The 17,528-nt window shown below is 59.7% G+C and carries 11 protein-coding genes, 1 tRNA gene and 3 pseudogenes; 5 read left to right on the top strand and 10 right to left on the bottom strand.

Annotated features, from left to right (window positions below; all coding sequences use genetic code 11):
• Positions 1-41 precede the first annotated feature (41 nt).
• Both ddlA and CES87_RS08930 read left to right on the top strand, forming a co-directional pair.
• The gene (ddlA, locus tag CES87_RS08935; RefSeq protein ID WP_128605851.1) at positions 42-1,136 is read left to right on the top strand and encodes a D-alanine--D-alanine ligase; all 1,095 of its coding nucleotides are present in this window, start codon (positions 42-44) and stop codon (positions 1,134-1,136) included.
• An 85-nt stretch (positions 1,137-1,221) separates the two neighbouring features.
• Entirely contained in the window at positions 1,222-1,650 is a 429-nt protein-coding gene (locus tag CES87_RS08930) for a molybdopterin-binding protein (RefSeq protein WP_128605850.1), read from the top strand.
• A gap of 63 nt (positions 1,651-1,713) precedes the next feature.
• On the opposite strand, the pseudogene ggt reads toward CES87_RS08930, so the two are convergent.
• Positions 1,714-3,557 (bottom strand): annotated as a pseudogene (ggt, locus tag CES87_RS08925) (gamma-glutamyltransferase).
• A gap of 166 nt (positions 3,558-3,723) precedes the next feature.
• Between ggt and CES87_RS08920 the strand changes: the two are divergent.
• A pseudogene (locus CES87_RS08920) lies at positions 3,724-4,831 on the top strand (DUF2817 domain-containing protein).
• 183 nt (positions 4,832-5,014) lie between these two features.
• Here the strand turns inward: CES87_RS08920 and CES87_RS08915 are convergent.
• The 6 genes from CES87_RS08915 to CES87_RS08890 all read right to left on the bottom strand — a co-directional run bounded on the left by CES87_RS08915 (position 5,015) and on the right by CES87_RS08890 (position 10,616).
• Positions 5,015-5,091: transfer RNA gene (locus CES87_RS08915), tRNA-Met, on the bottom strand.
• A gap of 80 nt (positions 5,092-5,171) precedes the next feature.
• On the bottom strand, positions 5,172-6,632 hold the full coding sequence (locus tag CES87_RS08910; protein WP_128605849.1) for an amidase: 1,461 nt from the start codon (positions 6,630-6,632) through the stop codon (positions 5,172-5,174).
• 61 nt (positions 6,633-6,693) lie between these two features.
• Positions 6,694-7,728 carry an extracellular solute-binding protein gene (locus CES87_RS08905; protein WP_128605848.1) on the bottom strand — a complete coding sequence of 345 codons (1,035 nt, stop codon included), beginning with the start codon at positions 7,726-7,728 and terminating at the stop codon, positions 6,694-6,696.
• Positions 7,729-7,755: 27 nt separating this feature from the next.
• Positions 7,756-8,565 carry an ABC transporter permease gene (locus tag CES87_RS08900; RefSeq protein ID WP_128605847.1) on the bottom strand — a complete coding sequence of 270 codons (810 nt, stop codon included), beginning with the start codon at positions 8,563-8,565 and terminating at the stop codon, positions 7,756-7,758.
• Entirely contained in the window at positions 8,562-9,482 is a 921-nt protein-coding gene (locus CES87_RS08895; protein ID WP_128605846.1) for an ABC transporter permease, read from the bottom strand. The genes CES87_RS08900 and CES87_RS08895 overlap by 4 nt, the downstream gene beginning before the upstream one ends.
• 15 nt (positions 9,483-9,497) lie before the next feature.
• Positions 9,498-10,616, bottom strand: a complete 1,119-nt coding sequence (locus CES87_RS08890) for an ABC transporter ATP-binding protein (RefSeq protein ID WP_128605845.1) — start codon at positions 10,614-10,616, stop codon at positions 9,498-9,500.
• 225 nt (positions 10,617-10,841) lie between these two features.
• Between CES87_RS08890 and CES87_RS08885 the strand changes: the two genes are divergently transcribed.
• Positions 10,842-11,741, top strand: a complete 900-nt coding sequence (locus CES87_RS08885; RefSeq protein ID WP_128605844.1) for a LysR substrate-binding domain-containing protein — start codon at positions 10,842-10,844, stop codon at positions 11,739-11,741.
• Positions 11,742-11,892: 151 nt separating this feature from the next.
• On the opposite strand, the gene CES87_RS08875 is transcribed toward CES87_RS08885, so the two are convergent.
• A complete protein-coding gene (locus tag CES87_RS08875; RefSeq protein ID WP_128605843.1) occupies positions 11,893-13,950 on the bottom strand; it encodes a methyl-accepting chemotaxis protein in 2,058 nt (685 codons plus the stop codon).
• Positions 13,951-14,282: 332 nt separating this feature from the next.
• On the opposite strand from CES87_RS08875, the gene CES87_RS08870 reads away from it, so the two are divergent.
• Positions 14,283-15,500 carry an MFS transporter gene (locus CES87_RS08870; RefSeq protein WP_128605842.1) on the top strand — a complete coding sequence of 406 codons (1,218 nt, stop codon included), beginning with the start codon at positions 14,283-14,285 and terminating at the stop codon, positions 15,498-15,500.
• Positions 15,501-15,691: 191 nt separating this feature from the next.
• Here the strand turns inward: CES87_RS08870 and ychF are convergent.
• Both ychF and pth read right to left on the bottom strand, forming a co-directional pair.
• A pseudogene (gene ychF / locus CES87_RS08865) lies at positions 15,692-16,791 on the bottom strand (redox-regulated ATPase YchF).
• A gap of 22 nt (positions 16,792-16,813) precedes the next feature.
• On the bottom strand, positions 16,814-17,398 hold the full coding sequence (gene pth / locus CES87_RS08860; protein ID WP_128605841.1) for an aminoacyl-tRNA hydrolase: 585 nt from the start codon (positions 17,396-17,398) through the stop codon (positions 16,814-16,816).
• Between the last annotated feature and the right edge of the window lie 130 nt (positions 17,399-17,528).

Genomic DNA, 17,528 nt, shown 5'->3' with positions numbered 1-17,528 from the left:
GGCTACGCGAGCCCTAGGCACACTCTTAATGAGGCAAGGCAATGAGCAAGTTGCGTGTAGGAATCATCTTTGGCGGTCGCTCGGCGGAACATGAAGTGTCGCTGCAATCGGCGAAAAACATCGTCGATGCCCTGGATCGTTCGCGTTTCGAACCGGTGTTGATCGGGATCGACAAACAAGGCCACTGGCACCTCAACGACCCTTCGAATTTTCTGCTGAACCAGGAAAATCCGGCCCTGATCGCCCTCAATCAGTCCAACCGGGAGCTGGCGGTCGTTCCGGGCAAGGCGAGCCAGCAGTTAGTTGAAACCTCCAGTCAGGAGTTGCTGGGGCACGTTGATGTGATTTTTCCGATTGTCCACGGCACTCTTGGTGAAGACGGTTGCCTTCAAGGCCTGCTGCGTATGGCTGATCTTCCGTTTGTCGGCTCCGATGTGCTCGGTTCGGCGGTGTGCATGGATAAGGACATCAGCAAGCGCCTGTTGCGTGATGCCGGGCTGGCAGTCACGCCGTTCGTGACCCTGACCCGCCAAACCGCAGCGCGCAGCGAATTCGCCGAGGTTGCAGGCAAACTCGGTCTGCCATTGTTCGTCAAACCGGCGAACCAAGGCTCTTCCGTCGGGGTGAGCAAAGTTACCGACGAAGCCGAATACCTGGCGGCGGTCGAACTGGCGCTGGGATTCGATGAAAAAGTGTTGGTCGAGTCCGCCGTCAGCGGCCGCGAGATCGAATGCGCGGTGCTCGGCAATGAAGACACCATCGCCAGCGGTTGCGGCGAAATCGTGGTGCACAGCGGCTTTTACTCCTACGACAGCAAGTACATCGACGACAAGGCCGCTGAAGTGGTGGTGCCGGCCAATATCAGTGTCGAGACCAGCGAGCGCATCCGTGCCATGGCGGTCGAAGCATTTCAGGCGTTGGGATGTTCCGGTCTGGCGCGGGTCGATGTGTTTTTGACCGACAGCGGCGAAGTGCTGATCAACGAAATCAACTCACTGCCAGGATTCACCCGCATCAGCATGTACCCGAAACTGTGGCAGGCCGCTGGAATGACCTACAGTGAACTGGTCACGCGGCTGATCGAGCTGGCATTGGAGAAGCACCAGGGTCGACGGGCGCTGAAAATAAGCCGCTGAGCGGGTGCGACCTTGCGTCATGTCCGCTCAGGAAAAATGATGCTGTAGGTTGTATACAAAAATAACCATCAGAGGCTACAAACCCATGAAGGTCAGCGCGCGTAATGTATTTAAAGGCACCATCAGCCAAGTGCAGTCCGGTGCTGTAAACGCGGAAATATCCCTGAAGCTACCGGGTGGCAATGAGCTGGTAGCCGTGGTCACCATGGAAAGTGTGAAGAGCCTTGGCCTGGCGGTCGGCAAGGAGGCGGTCGCGTTAGTCAAGGCGCCGTGGGTCATGCTGATGACCGACTCCAGCGACATTCGCCTGTCGGCGCGTAACTGCCTTGAAGGCAAAGTCACCAGCGTCACCGATGGCGCGGTGAACGCCGAGGTGGTGATCAAGCTCGACGGCGGCAGCGAGGTGTACTCGATCGTCACCCGAGACGCTGTGGCTGAACTGGGCCTTGCGCCGGGCGTGAGCGCGACGGCAGTTATCAAGGCATCGCACATCATTCTGGGTGTGCCGGCCTGATTTCGGCTTACTTACAAAAAGGGCCTACCTCCCGGTAAGCCCTTTCTCACGCCTGCGTACAACTCAATCCCCCAACGCTTCCCCCTCCCGCCGAGGATCGGCCCCTCCCGCCAATGAAGCTCTACCCTGCGCATCCTTGACCCGAACAATCGCCTGGGTGCCGCTGGTCATGTCGATCTCGCTCACGCTGTGGCCCTTATCCTTTAACGCCTGGATCAGTGCCGGGCTGAACTGTCCGCGTTCCAGTTCGGTCGGGCCGTTGCGGCTGCCGAAGTTGGGCAGGTTGATGGCCGCTTGCGGATCGAGGTTCCAGTCGAGCAGGCCGATAGCGGATTTGGCGACGTATTCGATGATCTGCGAGCCGCCGGGTGAGCCGACGCTGGCGACGAACTCGCCACTCTGGCGGTCGAAGATCAGCGTTGGGGCCATGGACGAGCGTGGGCGTTTGCCCGGTTCGACGCGGTTGGCAACTTTTTGCCCGTTCTCTTCGGGGATGAACGAGAAGTCGGTCATCTCGTTATTGAGCAGAAAGCCCTGAACCATCAGGTGCGAGCCGAAGGCGGACTCGATGGTGGTGGTCATGGACACGGCGCCACCTTGATCATCGACGGCCACCACTTGCGAGGTGGAGATTCGCAGCGGCGAGCGATCCGTAGCGTAGGCAACTTGAATGCCCGGTGGAGTGCCTGGTTGGGCCGTGCCCATGCTGCGCTCACCGATCAGGGTGGCGCGGTTGGCCAGGTACGTTGGGTCTACCAGACCCTTGACGGGACCGGCACAAAGTCCGTATCGGCCACATATTGGGCGCGGTCGGCGTAGGCCAGACGCTCGGCTTCCGATATCAGGTGCACAGCATCTGCAGACGGCTCGATGCCTGCGGGGGCGTTGCTCTTGACCGGTTTCATCGGCGCCAGGGCAAAGCGTTTATCGCGCGCCTCCAGGGCTTGCAGCGTCCCGAGGATCTGCGCCACGGCAATCCCGCCCGATGACGGCGGCGGCATGCCGCAAACCTGCCAGCGTTTGTAGTCGGTGCACAGTGGCGCGCGCTCCTTGGCGCTGTAGCTCCTGAGGTCGTTCAGCGACAGGCTGCCCGGGTTGGCGTGGCCCTGAACCTTGGCCACGATCTCTTGGGCGATGGCGCCTTTGTATAGGGCATCCGGTCCTTCTTTGGCGATGCGCCGAAACACGGCGGCCAGTGCCGGGTTTTGCAGGCGTGTGCCGATGGCTTTCGGGCTACCGTCGGCATTCAGGAAGTACGCCGCCATGTCGGGTGAGCTGCGCAAGGATGAATCCGAGGCGATCAACCCGTGTAGGCGCGCAGAAATGTCGAAGCCTTGCTCGGCGAGTTTGATGGCCGGTTCGAACAGCTGTGCCCATTGCAGACGTCCATGTTTTTGATGGGCCAGCTCGAGCGCGCGCAACACCCCCGGCGTCCCCACCGAGCGACCACCAATCTGTGCCTGGGTGAACGGCATCGGTTGCCCGTCGGCTTGCAGGAAAAGTCTCTCAGTGGCGCCGGCTGGTGCCGTTTCTCGACCATCGAAAGTACGCACGGCCTTCCCGTCCCAAAGCACGATCAACGCGCCGCCGCCGATGCCCGACGATTGTGGCTCGACCAGCGTCAGTACGGCCTGCATCGCTATCGCCGCATCGATCGCCGAACCGCCACGACGCAGCATCTCCCGCCCCGCTTCGGCCGCCAGCGGGTTGGCGGCTGCCGCCATGTGTTTCGATGCGTGCCGGGTTTGCAGGTCGGTGCGATAACCGGAAGCGCTTTCCGGCGCGAGCGCCAGCGTCGAAACCGACGGTGAAGAGGGCGGGGCATTGCAGGCGGCCAATGTTAAAGCAGTGGCGATCAGCGACAACGCCGACAGGCGAAAGCGGCTCAAGTGGAAGGCTGAAAACACGTTGGGCACTCCGTCCGTGGGATAAGGGTTCAGGGGACTCTATCGGCCACCACGGTGTGACGCAAACCGGGTCCTGCGACAAAGACGCTTTTGTCCTTCATGAATGGGCGGAATTTCTGTAGGGTCGTTGCCAACAGCCACGCCAGAAGATCAACAAGAGGCAGACATGCAGACCGAGTTTCCGACCCAGCCAAGCTACCGCTCACAGCGTGAGCAATTCCTCGCGACGGCCACGGCGGCCGGGGCAACGCTGACCGAGTATCCACACCCGCTCAAGGGGCCGTTCGGCGAACACCTGAGCACGGATGTTGCGGTCCTTGGCGATCCCGGCGCTAAACGCCTGTTGATTACGCTGAGCGGCACCCATGGCGTCGAAGGCTTCTATGGTTCGGGATGTCAGATCAAATGGTTGCAGGAACTGGGCAAGCGCTCGCTGCCGGCGGATGTCGCGGTGGTGATGATCCATGCGATCAATCCGTGGGCATGGCGTGGTTGCGCCGGGTCAACGAAGACAACATCGACCTGAACCGTAACCACCTGAACTTCGATGGACCGTTGCCGAACAACCAGGCCTATGACGCGCTGCACGAAATCTATGCGTGCTCGCAGTTGCAAGGTCCCGAGCGTGATCGCGCGGATGCATTACTAGATGAGCAAATCAGCAGGCATGGCTGGTCGGCGGTGATGTCGATTGTCGAAGGCGGTCAGTATGCGCATCCGGACGGATTGTTTTATGGCGGGCTGGCACCGAGCTGGTCGAATCGCACCTTGCACCAGATCATTCAGAAACACACCGCTCATGCCGACGTCGCCATGTGCTTTGACTTGCACACCGGTGCCGGTGAGTACGGTCATCCGATGTTATTGACGATTACCGAAGCAGCTTATCCGGCGCTGGCCGATGCCCAGGCGATTTATGGCCCGTGGCTCTACACCCTGCAGACCGGTGCGCAGACCCTTAGCGAAACCGGCGTTGCGGCCACCGCCACCGGCTATACCTCGCAGGCACTGATCAATGCGTTGCCGCAGGTGCGGTTGATGCCGTTCGTCATTGAGTGCGGAACGTATCCAGGGCCGGATGTGCATCGTCATCTGCGCGATGATCACTGGCTGCATTTGCATGGCAACCCGAGTGATGGGTGGGGCGTGAAATCAAACTGAATCTGCTTGAACAGTTTTATCCGGCGGATAGTGACTGGCAGGCGATGGTCTGGCTGCGGACCTGGCAGATATGGGAACGGGCGTTGTCGGCGCTGCCGACGATTCGCACCTGATACCTGTAGGAGCGAGCATGCTCGCGATGTACGAAAGGACGGCGTGGGGCATCAGGCTGCCAGCGTTATCGTTCACGACCATCGCGAGCATGCTCGCTCCTACAGTTGTGTAACGATAATGGACGTCCACTTTTCTCGAGGCATAAAAAACGGCCTACCTTTCGGTAAGCCGTTTTTAGTACTTGGTGGCTACACAGGGACTTGAACCCCGGACCCCAGCATTATGAATGCTATGCTCTAACCAACTGAGCTATGTAGCCAAGTGGCGCGCATTATTCACCGGTAATGAAGATGCGTCAAGCGTAAATCTAAAATATTTCTCTACACTTTCAACCGTTTATCAAAATCCCTCGTTCAACAGCGGTGAAGGGCAGCGCTGGAACCAGCGTGTCGCCTGTTCATAAGCATGGGCCAATTGCAGGACGGCGAAGTCGGCCTGGTGCCTGCCGATGATTTGCAGGCCCATCGGCAAACCGTTCGCGTTGAAGCCGGCCTGCACATTTGCCACCGGACAGCCGGACAAGGTGCCGGGAATCACCACCTCCATCCAGCGGTGGTAAGTGTCCATGGTCACGCCTTCAATCGATGTCGGCCACGGCTGTGTCTTATCGAACGGGAACACCTGGGCACTTGGCAGCAGCAGGTAGTCGAAATCTTCAAACAGCCGGGAAATCGCCCGGAACCAGTTACTGCGGTCCACGGAGGCGGCAAAAACATCGCTGGCCGACAGTTTCAAACCGTTCTCGATTTCCCAGCAGGCTTCCGGTTTCAGCAATGCACGCTTCTGCGGGTCGGCATAGGTCGCGCCCAAAGAGCCGGCGACCATCCAGTGGCGCAGGGTTCGCCAACTGCTCCACAGCTGTTGTGGGGCGAATTCAGGCTGTACCGCTTCGACATGACAACCGAGGCTCTTAAAGTCTGCAAAGGTCTTCTCGCAGAGTTCGAGAATGCCTTTCTCCATCGGCAGATAACCGTTGAAATCCCCCAACCAGCCCAGGCGAGTCCCTTTGAAATCGCGCTCCAGCGGTGCCGCGAAGGCACTGCCGGATTCGGCGATGGACAGCGGCGCCCTGACATCGGCACCGGCCTGTACCGACAACAATAACGCGGCATCGCGCACGCTGCGGCCCATGGGGCCCTCGTAGCCGAGCTGATCGATGAACAGGTCGGCGCTGTCATCGAAGGGTACGCGCCCCTGGGACGGGCGGAAACCGAAGATGTTGTTGAAGGCCGCCGGGTTGCGCAACGAGCCCATCATGTCACTGCCGTCGGCCACCGGCACCAGGTGCATGGCCAGCGCCGCCGCCGCGCCACCGCTGCTGCCGCCGGCGGTTTTGCTCGGGTCATAGGCGCAACCGGTGGCGCCGAACAGCGGGTTGTAACTCTGCGAGCCGAGGCCGAATTCCGGGGTATTGCTCTTGCCAATGATGATCGCGCCCGCCGCCTTGAGCCGCTCGACCATGATCCCGTCACGATCGGGGATGAAGTCCTTGTACAGCGGCGAACCCAGCGTTGTGCGGATGCCACGGGTCAGCGACAAGTCTTTGACCGCATGCGGCAAGCCATGCATCCAGCCACGGTATTCGCCCCGTGCCAGTTCGGCATCACGCCGGTCGGCCTGGGCGAGCAGATCTTCCGGCGCTTGCAGGCTGATCAGCGCATTGACCCGCGGATTGAAACGGTCGATATGGGCCAGGTAAGTCTGCATCACTTCCCGGCAGGAAACCTGGCGCAAGCGAATGCGCTCGGCGAGTTCGTGGGCCTGCAGCAGGACCAGTTCGCTGATGTTATTAGAGGTCATTGCAACGCTGCCTTTCGGACGGCTGGAGAAACACCCCGTCACCGCGACGGGGCGGCAGAAATCAACGCATCAGGCTGGTCCAGAGACGGTCGGCCAGGCGGATCGCGCCTTCGCCACAAGTCTTGCTGAACACTACTTGGGTGCCTTCGGGAATGTGCAGCTCCGGGGCGTCCTTGAGGCTGGCGTCGAGGAACGGTTCCACGCCCTTGATCGGGCTTTGGTGCTTAAGGAAGTTCTGGGTCATGGCGGCATTTTCAGGCTGGCTCAGGAACGCGATAAACGCTTTTGCGTTCGCCGGGTTCTTGCTGCCGCTCGGGATCACCATATTGTCGACCCACGCCAAAACGCCTTCTTTCGGATAGAGGTATTTCAGGCTCGGTTTCATTTCCCGGGCGCGCATCGACGAACCGCCCCAGAACATCGACATGTCGACTTCACCCGCGGCCAGGTTCTCGCGAATCGAGCCGGCCTTGGAGCTGTAGGTTTTGACGAACGGTTTCTGCGCCTTGAGCAACGTCAGCACTTGCTGCATCTGCTTGGGGTCTTCGCTGCACAGTGGGATATTCAAGTACAGACTGGCCACGTCGATCACTTCGCTGGCCGAGTCGAACATGTTAATCCGCCCTTGCAACTCGGCCGGCGGCTCGTACAGCACTTTGTAACTATCCGCTGGGCCTTTGTAGCGCGCGGTATCCAGCACCACGCTGGTGGTGCCCCAGATGAACGGCACGGAATACGCGCCTTCCGGGTCCCAGGTGGGCTTTTTCAAGTTATCCACAACGTTGGCGTAGTAGGGCTCTTTGGCCGGATCGAAGCGCTCCAGCAGGTTTTCCTTGATCAGGATCGGAATGAACTGGTGCGACGGAATCGCCACGTCGTAACCGGCGCCGCCCTGTTTCAACTTGGCCAGCAAGGTTTCGTTGGAGTCGTAGGAGTCCACCGTGACTTCGATGCCGGTCTGTTTCTGGAACTTGGCAAGGATCTCCGGCGAAAAGTAACCGCTCCAGCTCACCACGTTGAGTTTTTCCGCGGCCTGAACGCTGCCGGCCAAGGTCAGTAACAACGAGGTCCCGATGCTTGCAATCAACTTGCTCATGCTATTTCCCCACGGTACGTAGAAGGTTCAGGTGTTCTTTTTGCCCAGCAGATAGGAGAGGCTGACGAACAGCACCGAGACGCCCAGGATCAGAGTCGAGACGGCGTTGACGTCGGGCGTCACACCCATGCGCAGCAGGCCGAAAATGAAGATTGGCAAAGTGGTGGTGCCGGCCTGGGAGACCATCATCGAGATCACGAAGTTATCCAGCGACACGATGAAGGCCAGCATTAGCCCGGAGAAAATCCCCGGCATCAGCAGCGGCAGGGTGACCTTGCGAAAGGTCCGCCACGGACCGGCATAAAGGTCGGCCGAGGCTTGCTCCAGGGACAGGTCCATGTCGTTGAGCCGCGCCCGGATCGGCAGGTAGGCAAACGGGATGCAGAACACCGTGTGGGCGATGATCAGGTTGCCGTAGCCGAGGGACAGGCCGAGGGTGGAAAACAGCGCCAGCGTGGCGACACCGACGACGATTTCCGGCAGCACCAGGGGCAACATGATCGCGCCCATCGACAGTTGCAGGCCCTTGAACTTTGCACCGCGGGAGGTGCCGAGGGCAGCGAGGGTGGCGATGGCCGTGGCGATCATGCTGGCGCACACGGCGATCAACAGACTGTTGCCGGCTGCCTGACGCAGGGCCTGATTGGCGAACGCCGCGCGGTACCAATCCAGGCTGAACCCGGTCCATACGGTGGCGGACTGGTTGGCGTTGAACGAGAACACCACCAGCACCACGATCGGCGCGTAAAGATACAAGTAGAACAGGAAACTGAAGCCACCGAAGCCCGGAAAATCCTGCACACCCAGGCCGTTTCGCTTGAATAGACGCAGCATCATGCACCTCCCTTGGCGATGCGTTGACGTTCGGCGCGCAAGGCATACACCGTGAGAACCAGCATCACTGCGGCCATCAGTACCAGCGACAGCGCTGCGCCGAAGGGCCAGTTACGCGCATCGCTGAACTGCCGGAAGATCAGGTTGCCGAGCATCATGCGCGTGCCGCCGCCCAACAGTTCCGGGGCGATCATCGCGCCCAGGCACGGTACGAAGGTGAGGATCGCACCGGCGAGAATCCCCGGTTTGGCAATCGGCAGCACCACTTTGCGTAACGTGCGCACACGTCCGGCGTAGAGATCCTGAGCCGCCTCCAGCAGGCGGATGTCCATCTTTTCCAGCGTCGCGTAAATCGGTAGCACCACGAAGGGCGCGTAGGTATAAACCAGTCCCAGCAGCACCGCGCCGTCGGTGTAGAGCAATTGCAACGGCTGGTCGATGACGCCAAGGCCCATCAGGCTGTTGTTGATCACCCCGGTGTTACGCAACAACAAAATCCAGGCGTAGGTGCGGATCAGCAGGTTGGCCCAGAACGGCACTGTGATCAGAAAGATCAACAAGCCGCGCCGATGTGCCGGCTGCATCGCCAGCCACACCGCCACTGGAAAACCGATCAGCAAGGTAATGATCGTCGTCAGTCCGGCAATGCCGATAGAGCGCAAGGCAATCAGCAGGTAGGAGTCGGCGAAGGCCAGGCTGTCATCCAGTTGCCGTTCAAACAGCAGCGAGGTGTAGGCATCGCTGCTGAACACTTTGTTGACCCCGCCATAGGGGTTGGCTTCCATCAGTGAATAGCCGACGACGATCAGGATCGGCACGATCAAAAACAGGCCGATGGCGATCAGCGCGGGGCTGACTCCAAGAAAGCTCTGGAACGCCCGACGACGCTCCAGGGTATTGGCGATCGGTAAAGCATGCATGGCAAATCCTCGTGCTCAATCGTGCAGGACGCTGGCGCTGCCGCTTTCAAACAACAGACCGGCCTGAGTGCCCACGGCGAAGCGCAGGCGGCGGTCGACGCTGTTGGGCGTGCGCACGGTGAGGCGCGAACCGTCGCTCAGGCTGACTTGGTATTGCAGGTCCGTGCCGAGGTAGATCTGTGCATCGATCCGGCACGGCAGCGCGCCTTCGGTGCTCGCCGCCACCAGGTGCAGGCGCTCGGGGCGCACGGAGAGCGCAACGTTGGCGCCGACCTGAACATTGCTGCAGGGCTGCGACGGCAGCGGGTGCCCGGCGGGACCGGCGAACCAGGCCACGCCGTCTTCGAGTCGGGTGACGGTGCCTTCGATGAAGTTGGTTTCGCCAATAAAGTCCGCCACGAAGCGATTGCGCGGGCGTTCGTAAATGTCTTCCGGGCGCCCGACCTGCTGCACTTCGCCTTCGGACAGCACGGCGATGCGATCGGACATGGTTAGCGCTTCTTCCTGGTCATGGGTGACGAAGATAAAGGTAATGCCAGTCTTGGCCTGGATGGTTTTCAGCTCTTCGCGCATGGCCTGACGCAGCTTGAGGTCGAGGGCCGAGAGTGGCTCGTCGAGCAGTAATACCTTGGGATGCGGTGCCAGCGCCCGCGCCAGTGCAACGCGCTGTTGCTGGCCGCCGGACAGTTGCGCCGGTTTGCGAGTGGCGAAACGCTCCATTTGCACCAGCGCCAACATCTCGCGTACGCGCTCGGCGACCTGGGCCTTGGTCATCACCTTGCCCATCGGATGCGATTCGAGGCCGAAGGCCAGGTTCTCGGCGATGGTCATGTGCGGGAACAGCGCGTAATGCTGAAACACCGTGTTGACCGGGCGCTCGAAGGGCGGGCGATCGGCAATGTTTTCGCCGTAGAGCAGAATCTCGCCCTCGGTCGGAAACTCGAACCCGGCGATCATTCGCAAGAGAGTGGTTTTGCCGCAGCCCGAAGGGCCGAGGAGGGTAAAGAATTCGTTGTCGCGAATGTCCAGGTCGATGCTTTTCAGCGCCACCGGGCCGGTCTTTGGATCACCGTAGACTTTGCGCACCGAGCGGATGGACACCGCCAGTGTTTGCAGCGAATGCAGGGCATTCATGCGTTACCTCCGATTCCCCCATCGCCTGCGGATACGCTGATACCAGCTGTGCCGTCGGGCCATGGATATTATTTTTTTGGACAGGATCGAGATGCGTTCAGGTGTATTGAGCCAGCTATTTTTTGCTTTGCTGTGCTTCGATTATCAGTGAGGGGTTGCGGGGGCGAAACTTCAATTTTAACATACGACCTGTTAAATAATTTAACAGCCAAGGTGTCCGCAACCATGCCTGATCATCGTTTACCGCCAATGAACGCAGTGCGTGCCTTTGATGCGGCCGCCCGTCTCGGGAGCTATGTAGAAGCCTCGAAGGCGCTGCACGTGACCCAGCCTGCAATTGGTCGGCATGTAAAGTTGCTGGAGGAATGGCTGGGCACTCAACTGTTCGAGCGCACATCCCGAGGCGTCACCTTGACACTGGCAGGCGAGAAATATCACCGCAAGATCGCGGCGGCCTTGCAGCTGATTATCGAGGCGGGAAAGGAGGCGCGGCCAAAGGATGCCGAACGATGGCTGCGCATCATGGTGGTGCCGGGGTTTGCCAAACGCTGGCTGATGCCGCGTATTGAAGTCATGCGTCATTTGCGGCCGGGCCTGAAGTTCGCCATCGAACCCAACTCGACCTTCACGGATGTCGATGGCAAGAGTGCCGACTTGGGGATTGTCTACGGCGTGGACGGGCAATACGCTCAATCGCGCAGCAGTCTGATCCACCCGCGCGTGTTTCCGATCTGCACGGCCGAATACCTCGCAAGCGTAGAACCCATCGAAAGTCCCGCCGACCTGGTGAAACACAACCTGATTCACGTCGATGACGGCGAGTGGTGGAACCTGTGGTTTGCCGCCCATGATCTGGATGTGCATCTGAACTCGGACATGCTGTACGTCAACAATGACCACGCATTATCGGTGGCCGAAAGCGGGCAGGGCATCGCGTTGGCCAACGAAGTGCTGGTGCGTGAAGAGCTCAGGAGCGGCGCGCTGGTGCGGGTGCTGGACGCGGAGGTCAAACTGGAAAGCTATCGCGTATTGACGCCATCCGCCGAACTCTCGGCGGATGTGTCGTGGTTCATCCAGTGGCTGAAGACCGAGCTGGAGCAGGATTTTCCGGAAGCGGTGATCTAAAAATATCGCCTGCCTGTATCTGCTCGCGAAACCTGTGGGAGCGGGCTTGCTCGCGAAAACGGACTGTCAGTTGACGCAAATGTTGACTGACTCGACGCCTTCGCGAGCAAGCCCGCTCCCACAGGGTTTGCCATCTGCTTGAAGGTTCACATCAGCTCAAGCGAAACCGTCCCGTGTTGTCGCTCAGGGCCTTGCTGCCCTGGCTCAAGGTGTCGGCTGCCTGATTCACCGCCCGTGCGCCTTCGAGCAAGCGAACCGCCGCCTGATCGACTTGCTGGATGTTGCCGCTGACTTCGTCGGCGGTGCTTGCCTGTTCGTCGACCGCCGTGGCGATCTGCGCCAGGGTGTCGGTGACACCCTGTACGGCGTTGGCAATTTCCCCCAGGCGTTCACCGAGTCCGGTGACAGCATGCGCGTCGGATTGTGCCTGCCCGCAGGCGGCTTCCATAAGGCTGACCGCTTCGTTCACTGTGCTGCGCAGGCTATCGACTGTTCCGGCGATCTGTGCGGTCGAGGACTGGGTGCGTTGTGACAGGCTGCGCACTTCGTCGGCTACCACCGCAAAACCGCGACCCTGCTCGCCCGCACGAGCGGCCTCGATGGCTGCGTTGAGTGCCAGCAGGTTGGTCTGCTCGGCAACGCCGCGAATGGTGTCGACCACCAGTTGGATCTGTTGCCCTTGTTCACTTACCCGACCCAGGGCAGCAGCGGTGTCGTTCAAGCGCTGATTGAGCTGCTGAATACTCGCCGTCGTGCGCTGGCTATCACGGCTGCTGTCGGCAGCAATGCGCTGAGTGTGCTGAGCGCTGTCAGAAGCTCTTTCGCAGCTCTCGGCCACTCCCTGGGAGGTGGCGGCCAATTGCGTGGCTGCCGCGGCGATCTGGCTGATCTGCAGCTGCTGGGCTTCAACTTCGCCAAGGGCGTCGCTGGAGTGATGATTGAGGGTTTGCACCGCATTGCTCAGTTGCAAGGTTTCGTGATCGACACCCAGCAGGCTGGTGCGCAGTTGCAGGACGGCGACATTAAGTGCGGTGCTGATGGCTGCCAGTTCGTCCCGCCCTTGTACCGGCACTTGCAGGCTCAGATTCCCGTCGCGCAAGGCCTCGGCCAGCAGGGTAATTCCGCTGGCACTACGCCGTATCGACGCCTGTAAACAGATGAACAGGTACAGCGCGGCCAACAGCAAGCAACTGAAAATGGTCCCCACGACAATGAACTGGCGAATCGCCGAGCCATGGTAGTAATCCAGGCGTTGATCCAGCGACACCAGTGATTGCTGGCGCAACGCGGCGAGGTCGGCGAGCAGGGCGTCCAGGCTGCGCTCGAAGTCTTCCGGCTTGAGGTTGATGCTGCCGCCGAACACGCCGTCATCAAGGACTTTCAAGCCGGAATCGAGATGCTTGAGGCTGTCATGGTATTGCCCGGCCCAGGTTTTCAGGGCGCTGGGCAGTCGCGCTTCGAGCAACCCCGCGGTTTTCACCAACTGTTCCCGGGCATCGCCGATACGGCTGCGCAGGTCGCGAAGTTGCAGGCGGCTTTGCAGAGTGAATTGCCCGGACACCACTGACGCCTGGCCCACGGCTGCAAGGCGACCGACCCGCTCGATAAGGTCTGGCGCGTGCTGGGTGGAGATTTGCGTCAGCAGATAGGTCTCCAGCCACGGTGCCAGCGTCAGGCGGTTGTCCATGGCGATCTGTTCGCGCAAGGCCTGCAGGGCACTCAAGGCGCTGGTGAACCGATCATAGCCGTCCGGCCACCAGCCGACGCTGCTCAGGCTCTTGGAGTCCAGGCCGTTGAGGGCATTTTGCAGCGCTTGATAACGGGCCAGGGTTTCGCCCTCAGCACCTTCTTTTTGCAGTGCATAGGCGAGATCCGAAGCAGCCTGGGCGACAGCGGGCTGAACCGCATCGAACGCGGCCATGGCGGCAAGGGTTGCGGGTGTCGGTTGGCGATTGGTTTCGGTCGCGCGCCAACGCGCTGCTCGATCACGTTGTGCTGTCAGCAGGTTATCCAGCGCATCCAGGGCAAGCAGCTGATGAACCCCGGCACGTTCGCCGGAGATCAGGTTCAATTTGTCGCGATAGTCTTGCCCGATCATCCACAGGCTACCGGCCAATGGCAGGATAAACAGCAGAAACAAAAGCTGGAATTTGCGCGCAAAGCCAAAGCGCCCCAGCAGTCCGATCCCCGGTGATAAAAAAGCCTGCATGCCCCATGACTCCTTTGGACACCACGCACTATTGGCGTGCATCGAGGTGCTTGCGACCCCGACCTGTGCCCATTTAAAAGGCCTCGAAAGTTCACCCTTGGCAGCTCTGTAGGCCGCCTCTGTGGCGAAACTTCCCATTCTCGGTCCCCTTTGTAAGGGGCCGCGTTCAAGCGGATAAGCAAGGCAAGATTCAGACCATGGCTATGCGCTATCACCTTTGCGGCGATGAAAAACGAGGTCGTTAGCAGGCTAAGGGGATGGCGCTTTTGCACCGAAAGATGGCACATTGGTGCACCTTGCCTGCGTGCACCACCTGTTGTCCGGAATTCCTCATGACTTTCAGCAATGCTCAGTCGGCCCCTGCGTCGGCGCCCGCTACTTCACAGAGCAGTCCGCTGGTCATGCGCATCATCGGCGCGGTGGCGCTGGCGCACTTGATCAATGACCTGATTCAATCGGTGCTGCCGTCAATCTACCCGATGCTCAAGGCAAGTTATGGCCTGACGTTCACTCAGGTCGGTCTGATCACCCTGACTTTTCAGCTGACGGCCTCCTTGCTGCAACCGTGGGTCGGTTATTACACCGACCGCCATCCCAAGCCGTGGCTGTTACCAGCCGGCACGGTCTGCACATTGATCGGGATTGTGATGATGTCGGTGGTGGGCAGCTTCGCGCTGATTCTGTTGGCGGCGGGGTTGATCGGCATTGGTTCCTCGACTTTTCACCCGGAAGCTTCTCGCGTGGCGCGACTGGCCTCGGGCGGGCGTTTCGGGCTGGCACAATCAACCTTTCAGGTTGGCGGCAACGCGGGATCGGCCTTCGGTCCGTTGCTGGCGGCGGCGATCATCATTCCCTACGGTCAGGGACACGTGGCCTGGTTCGGGTTGTTTGCAGTATTCGCGTTGTTTGTGCTCTATCGGATCAGTCGCTGGTACGCCAATCACTTGAACCTGTTCAAGCTCAAACAAGGCCAGGCGGCGACTCACGGGTTGTCCAAAGGACGAGTGACCAGCGCACTTGTGGTACTCGGGTTATTGGTGTTTTCCAAGTACTTCTACATGGCCAGTTTCACCAGTTACTTCACCTTTTACCTGATCGAGAAATTCGACTTGTCGGTGGCCAGCTCGCAGCTACACCTGTTCCTGTTTCTCGGTGCGGTAGCGGCGGGGACCTTCTTTGGCGGGCCCATTGGCGACAAGATCGGGCGTAAGGCTGTGATCTGGTTCTCGATCCTCGGCGTAGCGCCATTCACCCTGATTCTGCCGCACGTTGACCTGTTCTGGACCAGTATCCTCAGCGTCGTCATCGGTTTCATTTTGGCCTCGGCGTTCTCGGCCATTGTGGTGTACGCCCAGGAGCTGGTGCCGGGCAACGTCGGGATGATCGCCGGAGTGTTCTTTGGCCTGATGTTCGGATTCGGCGGGATCGGGGCTGCACTACTGGGGCATTTGGCGGATATTCATGGGATCGAATACGTTTACTTCCTGTGTTCGTTCCTGCCATTGCTAGGTGTGCTGGCGATCTTTTTGCCGCGCACCAAAAAGGCCTGACCACATAGATCCTCTGTAGGAGCGAGCTTGCTCGCGATGGTGTATCAGACAAATAAGCGCTAACTGACACACCATCGCGAGCAAGCTCGCTCCTACAGTTGATCGGTGGTATGGCGAATGAATATTTCAGGCACAAAAAAGCCGCGTATGAACGCGGCTTTTTCTTGGGCGGGTGCTTCGCTCTGAAAAGCTTAGACGTTGAAGCGGAAGTGCATCACGTCGCCGTCTTTAACGATGTATTCCTTGCCTTCCAGACGCCATTTTCCGGCTTCCTTGGTGCCGGCTTCACCCTTGTACTGGATGAAGTCGTTGTAGGCGATCACTTCGGCGCGGATGAAGCCTTTTCAAAGTCGGTGTGGATCACGCCAGCGGCTTGTGGTGCGGTGGCACCGACGCGGACGGTCCAGGCGCGGACTTCTTCGACGCCGGCGGTGAAGTAGGTCTGCAGGTGCAGCATTTCGTAGCCGGCGCGGATCACGCGATTCAGACCAGGTTCTTCAAGACCCAGGGCTTCGAGGAACATGTCCTTCTCTTCACCGTCATCCAGTTCGGCGATTTCCGCTTCGATCTTGTTGCAGACCGGCACGACCATGGCGCCTTCTTCTTCGGCGATGGCTTTGACCACGTCGAGGTACGGGTTATTTTCGAAACCGTCTTCAGCGACGTTGGCGATGTACATGACCGGCTTGGTGGTCAGCAGGTGGAAGCCCTTGACCACCGCTTTTTCGTCGGTGCTCATGTTCTTCATCAGGCTGCGCGCAGGCTTGCCTTCGGTGAAGTGAGCGATCAGTTGCTCCAGCAGGCCTTTCTGAATCACTGCGTCCTTGTCACCGCCCTTGGCGTTGCGCGTGACTTTCTGCAACTGCTTCTCGCAGCTGTCGAGGTCGGCGAAGATCAGTTCCAGGTCGATGATTTCGATGTCGCGCTTCGGGTCGACGCTGTTGGAGACGTGAATCACGTTCTCGTCTTCGAAGCAGCGGACCACGTGGGCGATGGCATCGGTTTCACGGATGTTGGCCAGGAATTTGTTGCCCAAGCCTTCACCTTTCGATGCGCCGGCGACCAGGCCAGCGATGTCGACGAATTCCATGGTGGTCGGCAGGATGCGCTTCGGATTGACGATGGCTGCCAAGGCATCCAGACGCGAATCCGGCATCGGCACGATCCCGGTGTTTGGCTCGATGGTGCAGAAGGGGAAGTTCTCGGCCGCGATACCGGATTTGGTCAGCGCGTTGAACAGGGTGGACTTGCCGACGTTAGGCAGGCCGACGATGCCGCAATTGAATCCCATGGTGTTTCCCCTCGGGTAAGAGTCAGGCCTTCTGGCTGTGCAGGTTTTTCATCGCGCGGTTCCATTCCCCGGCGAGGATATCCGGCAGCACGCCGAGGGCAAAGTCGATGCTGGCATCGAGTTTTTCCTGTTCGGCGCGTGGCGCACGACCCAGGACGAAATTTGAAACCATACTGGCAACGCCCGGGTGGCCAATGCCAAGCCGCAAGCGGTGAAAGGTATTCTGATTGCCCAGTTGCGCAATGATGTCGCGCAACCCGTTGTGACCGCCATGGCCGCCGCCCTGCTTGAGCTTGGCAACGCCCGGAGGCAGGTCGAGTTCGTCGTGTGCCACCAGGATTTCTTCAGGCTTGATGCGGAAGAATCCGGCGAGTGCCGCTACGGCCTGGCCGCTGCGGTTCATATAGGTGGTGGGAATCAGCAGACGAACATCCTGACCCTGGTGCGAATAGCGCCCGGTCAGGCCGAAATACTTGCGATCAGCCACAAGGTTCACACCTTGTGCGTTCGCGATGCGCTCAACAAAAAAGGCCCCTGCGTTATGCCGGGTCTGTTCGTATTCGGCGCCCGGATTTCCCAGGCCAACGATCAGTTTGATGGCAGTCACGATAGGGGCCCTTCCTAGGAGTGGTGGATAACATCGCCGCAATCAGGGAAAGCGGCGAAAGAGGACGAAAATTGCTCATTTACCATTATGTAAACTCCGCGTTCTCGCCCGCTTTCTCGCTACGCTCTAG

The sequence above is a fragment of the Pseudomonas sp. ERMR1:02 genome (assembly GCF_002277815.1).
Classification (GTDB): Bacteria; Pseudomonadota; Gammaproteobacteria; order Pseudomonadales; family Pseudomonadaceae; genus Aquipseudomonas.
The sequence above is the reverse complement of the archived record's forward strand: the minus strand, read 5'-3'. Positions and strand labels throughout refer to the sequence as shown.